The 16,121-nt window shown below is 74.0% G+C and carries 14 protein-coding genes; 5 read left to right on the plus strand and 9 right to left on the minus strand.

Annotated elements, in window-relative coordinates; translation table 11 throughout:
- Nucleotides 1-156: 156 nt before the first annotated feature.
- The 3 genes from ACIRYZ_RS30565 to ACIRYZ_RS30575 all read right to left on the minus strand — a co-directional run bounded on the left by ACIRYZ_RS30565 (nucleotide 157) and on the right by ACIRYZ_RS30575 (nucleotide 3,644).
- A complete protein-coding gene (locus ACIRYZ_RS30565; protein ID WP_402950386.1) occupies nucleotides 157-1,224 on the minus strand; it encodes an isopenicillin N synthase family dioxygenase in 1,068 nt (355 codons plus the stop codon).
- A 369-nt stretch (nucleotides 1,225-1,593) separates the two neighbouring features.
- Nucleotides 1,594-2,241, minus strand: a complete 648-nt coding sequence (locus ACIRYZ_RS30570) for a response regulator (RefSeq protein ID WP_393039264.1) — start codon at nucleotides 2,239-2,241, stop codon at nucleotides 1,594-1,596.
- Nucleotides 2,193-3,644 (minus strand): sensor domain-containing protein, encoded by a 1,452-nt coding sequence (locus ACIRYZ_RS30575; RefSeq protein WP_402950388.1) that lies wholly within the window; start codon nucleotides 3,642-3,644, stop codon nucleotides 2,193-2,195. The genes ACIRYZ_RS30570 and ACIRYZ_RS30575 overlap by 49 nt, the downstream gene beginning before the upstream one ends.
- 278 nt (nucleotides 3,645-3,922) lie before the next feature.
- Here ACIRYZ_RS30575 and ACIRYZ_RS30580 point away from each other — a divergent pair, with 278 nt between their 5' ends.
- Together ACIRYZ_RS30580 and ACIRYZ_RS30585 are read left to right on the plus strand one after the other, a co-directional pair.
- The gene (locus tag ACIRYZ_RS30580; protein ID WP_402950391.1) at nucleotides 3,923-4,636 is read left to right on the plus strand and encodes an ABC transporter ATP-binding protein; all 714 of its coding nucleotides are present in this window, start codon (nucleotides 3,923-3,925) and stop codon (nucleotides 4,634-4,636) included.
- Nucleotides 4,637-4,709: 73 nt separating this feature from the next.
- Entirely contained in the window at nucleotides 4,710-7,103 is a 2,394-nt protein-coding gene (locus ACIRYZ_RS30585) for an FtsX-like permease family protein (RefSeq protein WP_402950393.1), read from the plus strand.
- Between the two features lie 119 nt (nucleotides 7,104-7,222).
- On the opposite strand, the gene ACIRYZ_RS30590 is transcribed toward ACIRYZ_RS30585, so the two are convergent.
- Both ACIRYZ_RS30590 and ACIRYZ_RS30595 read right to left on the minus strand, forming a co-directional pair.
- On the minus strand, nucleotides 7,223-7,954 hold the full coding sequence (locus ACIRYZ_RS30590; protein WP_402950395.1) for a MerR family transcriptional regulator: 732 nt from the start codon (nucleotides 7,952-7,954) through the stop codon (nucleotides 7,223-7,225).
- Between the two features lie 168 nt (nucleotides 7,955-8,122).
- Nucleotides 8,123-9,001: a LysR family transcriptional regulator gene (locus ACIRYZ_RS30595; protein ID WP_402950531.1), complete on the minus strand. Its 879-nt coding sequence runs from the start codon at nucleotides 8,999-9,001 to the stop codon at nucleotides 8,123-8,125.
- A 144-nt stretch (nucleotides 9,002-9,145) separates the two neighbouring features.
- On the opposite strand from ACIRYZ_RS30595, the gene ACIRYZ_RS30600 reads away from it, so the two are divergent.
- Both ACIRYZ_RS30600 and ACIRYZ_RS30605 read left to right on the plus strand, forming a co-directional pair.
- Nucleotides 9,146-10,201, plus strand: coding sequence for a DMT family transporter (locus ACIRYZ_RS30600; protein WP_402950534.1), 1,056 nt, complete (start codon nucleotides 9,146-9,148; stop codon nucleotides 10,199-10,201).
- Between the two features lie 67 nt (nucleotides 10,202-10,268).
- Complete coding sequence (locus ACIRYZ_RS30605) at nucleotides 10,269-11,726, plus strand: MFS transporter (protein WP_402950398.1); 1,458 nt, start codon at nucleotides 10,269-10,271, stop codon at nucleotides 11,724-11,726.
- Here ACIRYZ_RS30605 and ACIRYZ_RS30610 read toward each other — a convergent pair.
- From ACIRYZ_RS30610 to ACIRYZ_RS30625, 4 genes are all read right to left on the minus strand, one after another.
- Entirely contained in the window at nucleotides 11,644-12,021 is a 378-nt protein-coding gene (locus ACIRYZ_RS30610) for a hypothetical protein (RefSeq protein ID WP_402950401.1), read from the minus strand. The genes ACIRYZ_RS30605 and ACIRYZ_RS30610 overlap by 83 nt on opposite strands.
- Nucleotides 12,022-12,114: 93 nt before the next feature.
- Nucleotides 12,115-13,224 (minus strand): SUKH-4 family immunity protein, encoded by a 1,110-nt coding sequence (locus ACIRYZ_RS30615; protein ID WP_402950404.1) that lies wholly within the window; start codon nucleotides 13,222-13,224, stop codon nucleotides 12,115-12,117.
- A complete protein-coding gene (locus ACIRYZ_RS30620) occupies nucleotides 13,131-14,252 on the minus strand; it encodes a hypothetical protein (protein ID WP_402950406.1) in 1,122 nt (373 codons plus the stop codon). Before ACIRYZ_RS30620 ends, ACIRYZ_RS30615 begins: the two co-directional genes overlap by 94 nt.
- A gap of 98 nt (nucleotides 14,253-14,350) precedes the next feature.
- A complete protein-coding gene (locus ACIRYZ_RS30625) occupies nucleotides 14,351-14,941 on the minus strand; it encodes a DinB family protein (protein WP_393034267.1) in 591 nt (196 codons plus the stop codon).
- 114 nt (nucleotides 14,942-15,055) lie between these two features.
- Here ACIRYZ_RS30625 and ACIRYZ_RS30630 point away from each other — a divergent pair, with 114 nt between their 5' ends.
- Entirely contained in the window at nucleotides 15,056-15,880 is an 825-nt protein-coding gene (locus ACIRYZ_RS30630) for a class I SAM-dependent methyltransferase (protein WP_402950409.1), read from the plus strand.
- Nucleotides 15,881-16,121: the final 241 nt, after the last annotated feature.

Raw genomic sequence — 16,121 nt, forward strand, 5'->3', positions numbered from 1 at the left:
TGCCGCGACCCCTTCGGGGCGAGCGCCACCGGCGTGCCGAGGCAGCTGCATCGGTGCCGGGGTGGCACGGCGACGCCCCCGCCGTCCGCCGGGACCGGGTTGCTGCGCCGGGTCCGATCGGTGGGGGCAGGGGCGTCGACGACGGTTCGCCCGGCGTCAGTGGGCGGCGGGGACGGCGGGTTCGGCCAGGGTGGCGTGGTGGCGGCGGGTGACTTCGGGGTGGGCTCGGGTGTAGCCCTTCCATTCGTTGAGGCCGAAGTCGGCGAAGAGGGGGTTCTCGGGGTCTTCGGTGGCGCCGGGGGCGTGGTGGGCGAGCGGGAAGTCGAGCGGTTCGATGTGGGCGTCGAGGCGGGGGTTGTAGAAGAAGGGCACGGAGAAGCGCTCGCGGGCGCCGGGCGGGCTGACCACACGGTGGTTGGTGGCCTTGAGGTAGCCGTCCGTGGCCACTTCCAGGAGTTCGCCGAGGTTGACGACGAAGGCGCCGTCGAGCGGGGGGACGTCCAGGAAGGTGCCGTCCGGGCGCTCGACCTGGAGGCCGCCGACGGTGTCCTGGAGCAGCAGCGTGATGAAGCCGTAGTCCTTGTGGGCGCCGACGCCCTGGCCGGCGCCGTTCGGGGCGGTGCCGGGGTAGCGGACCAACTTGAGGCGCAGGTGGGGGTGGCCCGCGAAGGCCTCGTCGTAGAAGTCGGGGCGGGCGCCGATCGCGGCGAGGAGTTCGTGCAGCAGTCGACGGGCGATGTCCCCGAGGTGGTCGATCCAGCCGAGGGCGGCGGTGCGCAGCCCGGGGAGGGCGGCCGGCCACTGGTTGGGGCCCTCCAGCCACCAATACGGGGGCTCGCCGGTGCCGGGGACGTGCGGGGGCAGCTCGGCGCCGATGTCCAGCTGGTCGCGCCAGTCCTGGCTGCCGCCGGTGCGCTCGTCGCCGGTGCGGGTGTAGCCCCGGTAGTGCGGGGAGTTGAGGTTGCTCACGGCGAGCCGGTCGGCCTCGGGGAGGGCGAAGAAGGCGCGCATGGCGCCGGCGAGCGCGGCCGTCTCCGCCGGGGTGACGCCGTGGCCGACGAGCTGGAAGAAGCCGACGCCGGTGGCTGCGGTGCGCAGCTCGTCGTGCAGGCGGCGGCGGTCCTCCGGGCTTCCGTCGGCGAGCGAGAGATCGATCACTGGGAGGGCGTCGGGGAGCGCCTCGGTGGAGCCGGTTCCGGGTATGGGCGTGTGCTGCTGCGTCATGTGTGACATCCGCTAGGTCTCGTCCCGGTCGGTCCCGGTGGTCGACCGGGAGCTGGCCGGAACTGCGCCTGGTGCGGCGGGTGCTCCGGGAGCCGGGAGGTGGTGGCGACCGCTCGGGGCCGCCGTTGAGGGTGAGGGCGCGAGGTTCAGCCGGAGCGTCGACAGGACATGCTCGTCACGCGGAGCAGGTCCACGTGGCGGCGGCGAACAAGGATGAGCACCTCACCAGCGTAGATGACCGCTTCCACGGCGGGCGAGCCCCCTGCAGCGGAGGGCCGCCCATCACTTGTCCGCGCCCCTTCAAAATTGTGGACCCTCAAAGCGGCGGTGTGGTGATCGGCGGCTCCCTTCCGGGGGTGTCGAGGGCTTTCAGGAGTCGTTGAGGTGGGCCAGGACGGCCAGGACGCGGCGGTTGTCGTCGTCGGAGGGCTGGAGGTCGAGCCGGACGAAGATCGACGCGGTGTGCTTGGCGACCGCCCGCTCGGTGATCACCAGCTGCTGGGCGATCGCCGCGTTGGAGCGGCCCTCGGCCATCAGCGCCAGCACCTGCCGCTCGCGCGGGGAGAGGGTGGAGACCGGGCCGGCCGAGGAGTTGTGGGTGAGCAGCCGGGTGATCACCTCCGGGTCCATCGCGGTACCGCCCTGGGCGACCCGCTGGACGGCGTCGATGAACTGGGCACCGTCCAGCACGCGGTCCTTGAGCAGGTAGCCGATTCCGCCGGTGCTGCCGGCCAGCAGCTCGCGGGCGTACAGCTGCTCCACGAACTGTGACAGCACCAGCACGGGCAGGCCCGGGTGTGCCTGACGGGCCGCCAGTGCCGCACGCAGCCCCTCGTCGGTGAAGCTGGGCGGCAGCCGCACGTCGACCACGGCGATGTCGGGCCGGTCGGCGGCCACCGCGGCGAGCAGTTGCTCGCCGTTCTCGACCGCCGCGGTGACCTTCATGCCGTTGGCCTCCAGCAGCCGGGTCAGCCCGTCCCGGAGGAGGAAGAGGTCTTCGGCGATGACAACGCGCACGGGATCTCCAGGTTCACGATGGTCGGACCACCGGACGGGCTGCTGATCGCGAGCACCCCGTCGAAGGCGGCCAGTCGGCGTTCGGTTCCGCTGAGGCCGGTTCCCCGGGACGGGTCGGCGCCGCCGCGCCCGTCATCGGTGACCGATATCCCCAGCAGCCCGTCACTGTGCCCTATCTCGATCCATACGTGTGAGGCCCCAGCGTGTTTGACCACATTTGCCAGCAGCTCGCTCACCGCGAAGTAGGCGGCCGACTCCACCGGGGCCGGGACCCGGCCGGGCAGACCGCCGGTCAAGGTGACCGGCAGCGGCAGGTCGAGTGCGGTCGCCTGCACCGCGTCGGCCAGGCCGCGGTCGGCCAGCACCGGCGGGTGGATGCCCCGGACCAGGTCCCGCAGCTCGCTCAGCGCCTTCACCGAGGACGTCCGCGCCTCGGCCAGCAGCGGCCCGAGGGCGTCCGGGTCGTGCTTCACCTGCTCGGCGACGGTCAGCAGCATGCCCAGCGCCACCAGCCGGGCCTGCGCCCCGTCGTGCAGGTCCCGCTCGATCCGGCGCAGCTCGGCCGCCCCGGCGTCGATGGTGTCCGCCCTGGTCCGGGCCAGGTGGCTGACCTGGCGGGCGAGTTCGGCCCGCCGGGACGGCCCGAGCAGTGCCCGCGCCGCCTTCTCGTGCATCCGCAGGATGGGCGGAGCGGCCCACAGGATGGCGAACGGGGCCATCCAGACGCCCATGCCGTAGACGATGATCAGCGGGAAGAACGGCCCGTTCCGGCCGAAGACCTCCAGGGCGATCGGCGTCAACACCACGATCGCGGCAGTGAACAGCACGGCGAAGCCGGTGAGGAGCGCCCAGGCGAGGTCCCGCCAGGTCGCCGGGTCGGTCAACCAGCCGCCGGACCGCAGCCGCCGCCAGGGGCCGGCCTCGCCGGCCGGGCACCGGTACGGCACCGGGACCGGCTGCCCGCTCCACCGCTCGACGACCCGCCGGCTCTCGGTGGCGGCCCAGCGCGCGCCGAACAGCCCGAGCGCCAGCAGCGAAGGAGCCGTCCAGAGCGAGACGGACCGGTCGCCGGGCGCGGCGCCGCCGTACAGGTGGGTCGCCGTCACCGCGAGCGCGCCCGGGGCGAACAGCGCGGCCCCGACCGCCCGGCCGCCGCCCCCGGTGGCCCAGCAGAGCGCCCAGAGGGCGACCGGCGCCATCGGCACGAGCAGGATCAGCGGCCCGCCAGGGGAGAACGGCCGGGACTCGTCCGGGCCGAACAGGGCAGCGGTCAGGAGGATCGGCCCGGCCAGCAGTGAGACCAGCCCCGTCACGGCCAAAGTCACCACGTACCAGGCGCGCACGCCGTCCACGCAGGCCCGGCCCACCCGCCGGACCGCCTTACCGATCGCTCCCGTCTTCATGACGAGCCCCCTCATCCGTTCCGGAGCCCCTGTGCAGAGGCCTCGAAGCCTGGGTCCCGAAGCCCCGCGGAGCCCCGGTTCCGATCTTTCGGTGGCTCAGTCTGCCCGGGCGTGGACGCCCGGCGCTCTAGGCCTGAACACCCAGTTCGGGGTGTATCTGGATACACCCCCGAGAGGCCGTTTAGACGGCTGTCCGCACCCCGCTGCCGATTCGTAGCGTCATGTCCCGTCAGCCGGCCCGGGTCTCCCGGTGCCGGACCCCGAACCGTGGAGGGCCCGTGAACGCGCCGATCATCCGGATCCGCGGCGTCAGCAAGACGTACGACCGATCCGACGCCGCCCGCCCCGCCCTGGCCGGGCTCGAACTGGAGGTACGGGCCGGCGAGGCGCTGGCCGTGCTCGGCCGCTCGGGCAGCGGCAAGTCCACCCTGCTGAACCTGATCGCCGGCCTTGACCGCCCGAGCGAGGGCGCCGTCGAGGTGGACGGCGTGGCCGTCCACCAGCTCGGTGAGGCCGCGCTGGCCGAGTACCGGCGGACGCGGATCGGCATGGTGTTCCAGTTCTTCAACCTGCTGGACGACCTGAACGTGGAGGACAACGTGCTGCTCCCGGCCCAGCTGGCCGGGATGCGGCGGGAGCGGGCCCGGGCCAGGGCCGGGGAGCTGCTGGAGCGGCTCGGGGTGGCCCGGCACGCCAAGGCCTTCCCCGGCAGGCTCTCCGGCGGCGAGCGCCAACGCGTCGCGGTGGCCCGGGCGCTGATGAACCACCCGCCGCTGCTGCTGGCCGACGAGCCGACCGGAGCGCTCGACACCACCTCGGCCGCCGACGTCCGCGACCTGCTGCGCGGGCTCAACGCGGAGGGCCAGACGATCCTGCTGGTCACCCATGACACCGCACTCGCCGAGGCCTGCGCCGATCGGACGATCGAACTGCTCGACGGCCGACTGGTCCGGGACACGGCGGCCGTCCCGGCTGCGGGGGTCGCCCGGTGAACGAGCGGAGCGAGCGAACCGAGGAAAGGCGCGGGAGGGCGAACGCCCCTGCCGGACGAAGCGAGGTGGCCGCATGAGCGCTCTGAGCAAGGTGGTGCGCGCCGGGGTCGGCCGCAAGCGCGTGCAGACCCTGGTCATGGTGCTGACCACGATGATGTCCGTGACGGCGTGCATCCTCGCGGTCGGGCTGCTGGTCGCCGCCCAGGGCCCGTACCAGCGCTCCTTCACCGACCAGCACGGCGCGCACCTCAACGTGCTGTACGACCGGACCAAAGCGAGCCCCGCCCAGCTCGCCGCAGCCGCCCACACGCCCGGCGTGACGGCTTCGGCGGGCCCCTACTCGGCGGTCACCGTGCAGCCGCGCTCCGCTCCGGGCACGCGGATCCCGCCGGCCGGCAGCCTGCTGCCGCCGATGACGCTGGTCGGCCGCGCCCAGGACGGCCCGATGGACGGCCTGCGGCTCACCATGGGCCACTGGGTCACCGGTCCCGGGGAAGTGGTGTTCCTGGACGGGCACTCCCCACTGGCCGTCGGCGACAGCATGCAGTTCCCGGACCTGCCGGGGCACCCGACGCTCAAGGTCGTCGGCCTGGCCTCCTCGGTCTCCTGGAGTGCGGACGGCTGGATCGCCCCGGAGCAGGTGGCCGGGCTGACCGCGCCCGGCACCACGCCCGCCGCCCAGTACCTCTACCGCTTCGCCCACGCCGACAGCGACGCCGAGGTGGAGGCCGACCACGCCGCGCTGGCCGCCGCGGTGCCGAACGGCGCGCTCACCAAGGCCACCTCCTACCGGCCCGCCCGGGAGGAGGCCAACCGGACGGCCTCGACCTTCGTCCCGTTCGTCACCGCCTTCGGAGTGCTCGGCCTGGCCATGTCGGTGCTGATCATCGGGGTCGTGGTCAGCGGCGCGGTGAGCGCCGCCACCCGGCGGATCGGCATCCTCAAGTCCCTGGGCTTCACCCCGGCCCAGGTGGCGCGCGCCTACGTCGGCCAGGCGCTGATCCCCGCCGGGGTCGGCACGGCGCTCGGCGTGTTCGGCGGCAACCTGCTCTCCGTTCCGGTCCTCGGGATGGCCCACAAGGCCCTGCGCGGCGGGTTGCTCGGCATCCCGCTCTGGGTGGACGTGGTGGTCGCGGTGGTCGCCCTGGGCGCCGTGACGGGCACCGCGCTGGTACCGGCGCTGCGGGCCGGGCGGCTGCGGACGGTGGAGGCGCTCGCGGTCGGCCGGACGGCGCCGGGTGCCAAGCGAGCGGCCGCCGCCGGCACGACGGAACGGGCCGGAGCGACGGGCCTGCTGCCCCGGGTGCAGAACCGGATCAGCCGGCTGCCGGTGCCGCGTGCGCTCAGCCTCGGGCTGGCGTCCCCGTTCAACCGGCCGGGCCGCTCGGCGACCACCGCCGCGGCGGTGGTGCTCGGCACGGTCGGGGTCACCCTCTGCGTCGGTCTGACGCTGTCGCTCGGCTCCCTCCAGGACGGCCTGACGGCCGACCGGGCGGGCAAGGTGCTGGTCCAGCCGCCGATCGAGGGCTCCGCCAAGCCCGTCGACCACGTGGACGAGGCGGCCGTGGTGAAGGCGATCGAGTCCCGCCCCGGCACCCGGGCCTGGTACAGCAGCGTGCCGACCCCGGTCACCGTGGCCGGGAACACCGGGCGCTCCCAGGTGGTCGCGTTCACCGGTGACGTCTCCTGGAGCGGCTTCCAGCTGGTTTCCGGCCGCTGGTTCCACGGCCCCGGCGAGCTCGTGGTCGGCGCCACCTTCCTGCGCGCCAACCAGGCGAAGATCGGTGACACCGTCACCCTCAGTGACCAGGGGCGCAGCACCCCGGCGAAGATCACCGGCGAGGTGGTGACCACCGAGGACCTGGTGTTCCTGGACCGGGCGGCGCTGACGCCGCTCGGCGGTGCGGTCCACAGCGAGGCGCTCTCCTTCCACATCGACCTCACCCCGGGGACCGACGCGAAGTCCTACGCCGACGGGCTGGACCAGGTCGTGGAGCAACAGGGCCTGAGCGCGGACCCCGGTGAGGAGCACATCAACATCGTGGTGCTGGCGATGAACACCCTGGCGGGCACGCTCACGCTGCTGCTCTCCGTGGTGGCAGGGCTCGGGGTGCTCAACACGGTGCTGCTGGACACCCGGGAGCGGGTGCACGACCTCGGAGTGCTCAAGGCGCTCGGGATGTCACCCCGGCAGACGGTCGGGATGGTGCTCACCTCGGTCTGCGGCAGCGGGTTGGTGGCTGGACTGATCGGGGTCCCGATCGGGATCCTGGTGCACCACCAGGTGATGCCGGCGATGGCCGGCGCCGCCGGGATCGGGGTGCCGGACGCGGACCTCGCCGTGTTCGCCCCATCGGTGGTGGGGCCGCTGATACTCGGCGGCCTGGTGCTGGCGCTGCTCGGCGCCCTCCTGCCTGCGACCTGGGCGGCCCGTACCCGGACGGTCACGGCGCTGCGGACGGAGTGACGAGGGACGGAGTGGCGAGGGACGGAGTGACGGCGGACGAAGTGACGGCGGGGGCGCGGGTGGTCGGGCCGGAAGGGTCGGGTCCGTCCCCGGTCCTGCCCGCGCCCACCCCGCCCGGCTCAGGAGAGCCGTGCCGCCGCGTACGCCTCCATGGCGGCGCGCTGGTAGGCGGCCAGGCCCGGAGCGATGGTCTCGTACGCGGTGCTCCACATCTCGTTCTCCGTGCAGGAGCGGGCGATCACGAGGTACTCCTCCACCGGGACGGCCCGGAGCCCGCTGAGCAGCTGGTACTCCTCGTCGATCATGTGCTGCGTGGGCTCGGCGTCGGCCGGGTGGCCGCCCGCCATCAGCTCCGCCAGGCGGACCATCCGCGCGGTCCGTTCGCGCTGGCCGGCCTCGACCTCCGCCGGGGTCATCGCGGCGGTCGCACGCCGGGCCGCCTCGGCGTGCTCGGGGAAGTCACGAAGGCTGACATCGACGTCGGCGGGCTGGATGCCCTCGAAGAGGTTCTCGGGTCGGTTGATGCTGGTCATGGGTGTGCCGTCCTTCCGGGAGCGTTCCAGGTCGGCGATCGTGCGTGAGACGGTGGTGGCCAGAACGTCGAGCCGGTCGCGCTCGGTGACCAGTCGGCGGTGGTGGCCCCCCAGGGCCTCCAGCTCGTCCACCTGGTCGCCCAGGATCCGGGCGATCTCGGACAGCCCCACGCCCAGTGCCCGCAGCACGAGGACCTGCTGCAGCTGGAGCAACTGCTGCTCCTCGTAGTAGCGGTGGCCGTTGGAGCCGATCCAGGCCGGAGGCAGCAGCCCGATCTCGTCGTAGTGCCGCAAGGTCCGGGCGGTCACCCCCGACATCCGGGCGACCTCCGCGATGGGTCAGGCCATGGTCGTCTCCTCTCCCACGTCTCTCGCGTCGCTTGGACCAGGGCCGGTTCCTCCGGCCCTGGTAACGACGGTAGAAGCTGCCGCTGCGGCAGCTTCAAGCCCTCGGAACCTTCACCCACAGCGCCGGGTCACCGGCCGTCACCGCGCCGGGCCACCGGCCGTCGCCCGCAGCGCCGCGACCAGTGCCCCGAGCACCGGCTGCCCCCAGGCGCCCTCCCGCACGGCGGCATGCAGTGCCCGTACCGGTTCCGGGCCGCGGACCCGCCGCACGGTGACGCCCGGATGCCGTTGTGCCAGGCCCAGTTCCGGGAGCAACGCCACCCCCAGCCCCGCCGCGACGAAGCCCTGCGCGGTCAGGTAGTCCGCGCCGTCCACCGCGAGTGCCGGACGGAACCCGGCCGCGTCGCAGGCCCCGTGCACGATCTCCCGGCAAGGGCCGGGCGGTTCGGCGCCCACCCAGGGCTCCTGTGCCAGCTCGGCCAGGTCCAGGACGCGCCGCGAGGCGAACCGGTGCCCCCGGGGCAGCACGGCGCGGTACGGATCGTCACGCAGGTGCACCAGTCGCAGGCCGACCGGGGCCTCCTCGGACCGGAACACCACTGCGAGGTCGGCCCGGCCGTCCCGCACCTCGGTGAGCGGGTCGGCCGGGTCGGTCACGCCGAGGTCGAGCCGAACACCCGGGTACTCCCGGCGGAAGGCGGCCACCGCCGGGGCCACCAGCGCGGCACCGGCCGTGGCGAAGTAACGGACGGTCAGGCTGCCGCTGCGCCCGGCCCGCAGGTCGGCCAGCGCCGCACCCGCCTCCGCGACCTGCCGGTCGATGGCCGCCGCGTGCCCGGCGAGCAGCAGTCCGGCGGCGGTCGGCCGCACGCCGCGCCCGATCCGCTCCAGCAGGGCCGTCCCGGTCTCCCGCTCCAGGGTCGCCACCTGCTGGCTGACGGCCGACGGGGTGTAGCCGAGTGCGGTGGCGGCGGCGCTCACCGAGCCGTGGTCGACCACGGCGCGCAGCATCTGCATCCGGCGGACATCGAGCGAGGCATTCATGCAGCACAGCTTAAAAGTCATGAAGAACTTTTCGCTTGTGCTACCGGATCCCATCACGCGACCGTCATCGGGCACCCGTGAACACACTGACCGACAAGGAGCCCGCCCGTGCTGCGGATGGCCGTCCTCGCCCTGCTCTGGGGCTCGGGTTTTCTCTGGATCCGACTCGCGCTGCACCACGGGCTCACCCCGGTGCAGATCACCGTGCTGCGGGCCGCCCTCGGCGCCGCCGTCCTGCTGCTGCTCGCCCGCTCCGCCCGGCAGCGCCTCCCGCGTGGCCGCACGCTCTGGCGGCGGCTCGCCGTGGCCGCCTTCCTCTGCAACGCCCTGCCGTTCCTGCTCACCGCCTACGGAGAACGCAGCGTCGGTTCCGGCCTGGCCGGGGTGCTGCACGCGACCACCCCGCTCTGGTCGCTGCTGATCGGCCTCGCCCTGGGCACCGAACGCGCCACCACCCCGCTGCGCCTCGGCGGCCTGCTGCTCGGCTTCGCGGGCGTCCTGCTGATCCTCGCCCCCTGGCGGGAGAGCGGCGGCATCGACGGCCCGGGGGCACTCGCCCTGCTCGGCGCGGCGGTCAGCTACGCGGTCGCCTTCGCCTACATGGCCCGCGCCTTCAGCGGAGCCGGAGCCGATACCCAAACCGGAGCCGAAACCCAAACCGGAGCCGAAACCAGAACCGAAACCAGAGCCGGAGATGAGGCCGGAACGGACACGGGTAGGGACACCGCCCCACTCGCCCTCTCCGCCGCCCAACTCTCCGCCGCCGCCGGGCTGAGCGCGCTCGCGCTCCCCACGGTCGGCCCGCTGAACCCGCTCTCCGGCGCCGACGTGCTCGGCCTCGTCGCCGTCACCGTCCTCGGCGTCGCCTGCACCGGGCTCACCTTCCACCTCAACTACCGCCTGATCGCCACCGAGGGCCCCACCGGCGCCGCCACCGTCGGCTACCTGCTGCCCGTCGTCTCCACCGCGCTCGGCGCCCTGGTCCTCGGCGAGGAGCTGACCGTACGGGCGGTCGCCGGGATGGCCGTGGTCCTCGCCGGGGTGTTCCTCGTGAAGCGCCAGCCGAAGCCGAAGCCAAGCTCGCCCCCGGAGCCGACCTCGATCCCGGAGCCGACCTCGAACCCGAGGCGTGAGCCGAAGTCTCACACCGCCGTTCCCGTGACCACTGACTGACTGGCCGACCGACTGGCTGACCGATCGACTGACCAACTGACCAACTGACCAACTGGCTGAACGGACCATGCACCCCGACTCCCTTTGGCGGATCCCCGACTTCCGCACCCTCTTCACCGCCACCGCCCTCGCCCAACTCGGCACCAACGTCGGCTACGTCGCCCTCCCGCTGATCGCCGTCACCGCGCTCGACGCGGGCCCCGGCGAGGCCGGCCTGCTCGCCACCCTGAGTACCCTCGCCTTCCTGCTGATCGGTCTGCCCGCCGGTGCCTGGGTCGACCGGATGCGCCACCGCCGGGTCCTGATCGCCGCCGACCTGGTGAAGGCGGCGCTCTACACCTCCGTCCCGCTCGCCTGGTGGCTCGGTGGGCTCACCCTCCAGCAGCTGTACGCGGTCGCGCTGCTCACCGGCGGTGCCACGGTGTTCTTCGACGTCGGCTCGCAGAGCGTGCTGCCCCGGCTGGTCGGCCGCACGCACCTGGTGGACGCCAACGCCGCCGTGGTCGGACTGATGGCGGTCGGCAATGTCGCCGGACGCGGCGCGGGCGGCGCGCTGGTCCAACTGCTCACTGCGCCGCTGGCGATCGCCGTCACCGCGCTCAGCCACCTCGGCTCCGCCCTCCGGCTGACCGCGCTGCGCCGCACCCCCGTTCCGGCCCCCACACCAACTGCCCCCACGCCCACTGCCCCCACACCGCCGACCGGAGCCCCCGCCACCGGCCTCCGCGCGCAGATCGCCGAGGGCCTGCGGCACGTCCTCGGCAACCGGGAACTGCGCGCGCTCGCCGTCACCGCCGCCCTCAACAACCTCGGCTCCCAGCTGGTCAACACCCTCCTGCCGGTGCTCTTCGTACGGGAACTGCGTCTCCCGGCCGGGGCGTTGGGCCTGTTCTGGGCGGTCGGCGGGGTCGGCATCCTGCTCGGCTCGCGCTGCGCCCGCCCGATCGCCGCCCGGTTCGGCGACGGCCGGACGCTCGCCCTGGCGGGCCTGTGCCTCGCGCCCGCCGGACTGCTGGTGCCGCTGATCGGCGGCGGACCGTGGCTGTTCCTGGCGGGGGCGGGCTGGCTGCTGGCCTCGCTCAAGACCGGGATGGACAACGTGCTCGGGGTGAGCCTGCGCCAGCGGATGACCCCGGACGCGCTGCTCGGCCGGATGAACGCGACCTTCCGCTTCCTGCTCACCGGTGCGCTGGCGATCGGCTCCGCGCTCTCCGGGCTGCTCGGCGAAGTCCTCGGCCTGCGGACCACGCTCTGGCTCGGTGGGGCCGTCCTCGCGACGGCCTTCCTGCCTGTCTACCTGTCCCCGCTGCGCACCCGCCGTCCGACCCCGGCGCCTGCGCCTGGGCGAGCGACTGCACCCGTGCTCGTGCCAGCGCCCGCGCCAGCGCCCGTACCCGTGCCCGTACCCGTGCCCGTGCCCCTACCGGTACCGGGGCGCGCGGCTACCAGCGCGGAGCGCCGTGTCCCGGCTGCCAGTCCAGCCCCGGGTTCGGGCGCGGCCGAAGGGTGCGCACCAGTGAGCTGACCGACCAGACGACCACGGTCAGCAGCCCGTAGAACAGCAGCAGTGCCCAGAACGGGGTGGTGGACAGGCTCTGGTCCTCGAACCGGCACCACGCGTCCGGCGGCAGCCAGGACGCACCCGTCTCCAGCAGTCGTCCGCCGCCCCGCACCAGGCCGTGTTCGCAGCGCTCACCGTAATCCAGCGACCGGACGTACAGCAGGCCGTACAGCGCACCGGCGGAGGCAAGGGAGAGGGCGGCGCTGATGCCGAGGAGCATCGCCCGTCTTCGCCCGGCCGCCGTACGGATGTTCGTCACCGAGGCAGCGTACCGGCGGGGAGGGCCCCGGACCGGCCCGGACACCCGAGCGGACCGCAGGCCGGGGACCACCGCAGCGGTCCCCGCCCCCGCTCAGCCCAGCAGCCCGCCCATGTGCCCGTCCTCCGCGAGCAGCCGCCAGGAGCGGCCCGGCGAGGCGAAGGCCTCCGGGTCGACGGCCTCCACCAGCCGGTCCACCACGGTGCTCAGCAGCGACTGCGGGTCGAACACCGCCCAGGTCTCCCGGCCCCGGCCGTAGTCCCAGCGCTCCCACTCGGCGCGCAGCCGCTCGTACGTCCACAGTGCGTAGAGCAGGGCGGACAGGTCGCGGTTCAGGTAGGCCTCGGGCTGGCCGTCGTCGTACCAGTCCGGCAGTTCGAGCCGGCCGGTGGCGCCGTCCAGGGCGATCGTGAGGTCGGTCGGCCAGTCCCCGAGCGCGAGGTAGTCCCGCTGGTACGGGCGTTCCTCCTCGCCGTCGAAGTACTCGGGGTACGCCTCCGCCATGGTGACCAGCGGCTCCTCGCAGACCCCGAACATCGCCCCGCCCAGCGGCAGCCCGACCTCGGTCAGCAGCCGCCGGGTCGGCTCGTGCACCAGGGTGGCGGGCAGCCCCTCCGGCCGGAAGCGGTGCACCAGGCCGGCCCCGCCGTCCTCGTCCGTCAGCGCCGCGAGCTCGGCCACCAGCTCCCCGCCGACCTCGTACGCGGGCCCGTCCGGTCCGCCCGGCAGGGCACCCCAGCCCAGCGCCCGGACCAGCAGCGCCGTTCCCCAGTGCGCCGGTGCGGCGCTCCGTTCGAACAGCACGGGGTCGATCTCCCGCATCCGCCGCTCGGCCTCCGCCATCACCTCGGCCACCACCGCCGGTCCGCGCCGTCCGTCCAGCGCCTCGGGCCGCCGGGCGGCCTCGCCCACCGCGTCCACCTCCCGCACCAGGGCGGCCAGCGCGGTCAGGTCGGAGGCCAGCGGATCGCGCCTCGGCCCGCCGTTGCCGAGGAACACCTCACCGGTGGTCCCGTCCAGCAGCACCAGGTTGCCGACCGCGGCGAACGGCGTGCAGTAGTCCGTCTCGCCGAGGACGAACAGCCGCTCCGCCCCATCAGGGAAGGCCTTCAGCGACCCGTCGTCGAGCACCCCGAAGTCCAGGAACGCCCCGGTCGTCGGCAGCCCCACCCGCACCAGGAACTCCCGGCTGCCCTCGTGCACCACCCCGCCCGGCACCCCGGCCACCCGCGCACACCCCACGTGCCCCACCCTTCACGGTTCTGCCCCCTGACCCACCAGACCCTAGCGGGCCCGCCCGACAGCGCCACGGGGTTTCCCGGGTCGGGGCGGGACCGTGACGTGTCGCCCGGCGCGGGCAGCGGCGCGTCCTGCGCCGGCGGCACCCCGTCGACGTTCCAGTGCCCCGGGCCCGGCAGATCCGCGTCGCAGAACACGCACACGTAGTGCTCCTCCCGCACGATTCCGCAGTGCCCGCACTCCGGGCAGCGCCGGAACACCACCGGGTGGGTGAATCCGCCCGGGTACGGCAGCCCGATCCGGTCGAGGGCCGCGGCGACGGCGGGCCAGGAGCGGACGTCCGGGCAGTAGCCGGTGGACAGGTTGCTGACCGTCTCCACCTCCCAAGCCCTCTGACCGCCGCCGCCCGAGCGACGGAACCCGACTTCCCCGGCGCCGAGCACCAACTCCCCGCCCGCGCACGCCACATGTTCACTGCGACGTGGAGCGAGCCGCAGCGCCCCGCCCAGGTCGACCACGAAGGTGAACGGCTCCGCGAGTTCCGCGGCCGTCCGCGCGTCCACCCAGGCGGCGAACTCACCTGCCGTCCGCACCCGTTGGCCACCAGAGCCGCCGCCCGTCACCAACTCCTGCAGCTCCGGCGGCCCCACGTACCGGTACGCCCGCGCGAAGCCCTCCTCGACCTCCGCCGCGACACCCCGCTCACCCAGCCGAGCCCGCCAGTACGCCATCTCGACGGCCGTTCCGATCAGCCCGAACTCTCTTGGATCAGCGAGCAGTTCACGAGACCGCCCGAGCGAAACCCCCGCCCCCTCCCGCAGCACCCGCAGCGCGGCCACCGGATCGCCGAGCGGTCCCGCGAGCCGCAGCCGGGCCGGGCCGTGAGCGATCAGCAACGCCTCGCGGACGTCCGCCGGCGCCCCCTCCGGGCCCACGTACTCGCACTGGGCGACGCCGCAGGACGGGCAGCGGCGTTCGGCGTCCCACCACAACTCCCGCCCACCGTGCAGGAACTGCCTGACGCTCCGGACGGCAGCGTCCCCGCAGTCCGCACACCGGACGGTCACCCTCGCGCCCTGCCCCGCCCACGTCATGCCGGCCCGCCGGCCTCCCGGGCGGCCTGCTCCACGCGGTCGCGGTGGGCCTGCCACCAGTCCTTGTCGCCCGGGGCAGTGTTGGCGCCGTCCGAACGCTGGCCGGTGGCGCCGTCGATGAGTTCACGGACCAGGTCGGCGTGGCCGACGTGCCGGTGGGTCTCGGCGATCATGTGGACGAGCACCCGGTGCAGGGTCTGCTTGTGGCGGTCGCCGAACGGCACCTGGCCGACCGCGTCCAGCGGCAGCGCCTCGATGGTGGCGTCCGAGTGTGCCCAGACCCGCCGGTAGCGCCCGATGATCTCCTCGGTGCTCTCGTCCGCCCGGGCCCACAGGTCGCCGTTGGGTTCGGCGGTGCCGACGATCCACAGCGGGGTCGGCTCGGGGAAGGGCCGCCCGAAGGTGTCGCCGAAGTACAGCGCCTCGGCCCCGGTGACGTGCTTGACCAGCCCCAGCAGGTTGGTCCCGGTGGGGGCGAGCGGGCGCCGGAGGTCGTACTCGGAGAGGCCGTCGAGTTTCCACAGCAGGGCGTCGCGGGCGTCCTGGATGTAGATCCGGAGATCGTTCTTGTCGTCTGTCTCGCTCATGGGATCAGTCTGTTGATCGCAGGGAGGCTGTCCATCGAATTCGCCTCCTGACGATGGATCGGGCCGTGTCATCATCGGGACCGCAGACCGAACCCCCACGACAGGAGATCGGGCATGACCGGCGACTGGACCTGGGACGAGACGCTGTTCGCCGGAACGGCCGCCCACTACGCGCGCGGCCGACTGCCCTACGCACCCGGCCTGGCGGAGGCCCTGACCGAGGCGCTGGGCCTGGACGGCACGGGTCGGCTGCTCGACGTGGGGTGCGGACCGGGGACGCTGGCACTGGGGCTGGCGCACCTGTTCGCCGAGGTCGTCGGGGTGGACCCGGACGACGGGATGATCGCCGAGGCGCGCCGGGCGGGCGTGGGGGAGCGCCGGGTCACCTGGGTGCGGGCCCGGGCCGAGGAACTGCCGCCGGGCCTCGGCGCCTTCACCGTGGCGACCTTCGGCCAGTCCTTCCACTGGATGGACCGCGACCTGGTGGCGGCGACCGTCCGGCGCCTCCTGCGTCCGGGCGGCGCGGTGGTGCACATCTCGGACCTGAAGGCCGAACCCCGCCCCACCGAGGGCCTGCCGCACCCGCCGGTCCCGTACACCGCGATCGCCGGACTGGTCCGGCAGTACCTCGGCCCGGTCCGCCGCGCCGGCCGGGGCCTGCTGCCGCAGGGCACGCCGGCCGGTGAGTCCGCCGTCCTCGCCCGGGCGGGCTTCACCGGGCCCCGGCGGCTGGTCGTCCCCGGCGGGCGGCCGCTGGAGCGCTCGGCGGACGACGTGGTCGCCGGGGTGTTCTCCCTCTCCTCCTCGACCCCGCACCTCTTCGGCCCCGACCGGGACGCCTTCGAGACGGACCTCCGCCGCCTCCTCGGGCCGGGCCCCTTCTCCGAACGCCAACCGAGCACCGAGGCCGTCATCTGGCGCACCGAAACCGGGCGCTGACCACCGGGCGCTGACCACTGGGCTCCGGTCACCGGGCGCTGACCCCGGAGGGCGCGCAGGAAGCCCTCGGTCCTCCCGGGCCACCTGGCCGGCTCAGCCCGTTCGGGCCGAACAGCGTGTGCGGGCTGCCCGGCAGTGGTGTGATCACCTGCCCCCGTTCGTGTCGCCCAGCCCGGTACCCGCAGCCGCTGTCGCGGGGGGAGCGGGCCCGGCGGCAGCCCGTCAGTGGCCTGTAGTGGCC

This window comes from Kitasatospora sp. NPDC101155 (assembly GCF_044768305.1).
Taxonomy (GTDB): domain Bacteria; phylum Actinomycetota; class Actinomycetes; order Streptomycetales; family Streptomycetaceae; genus Kitasatospora.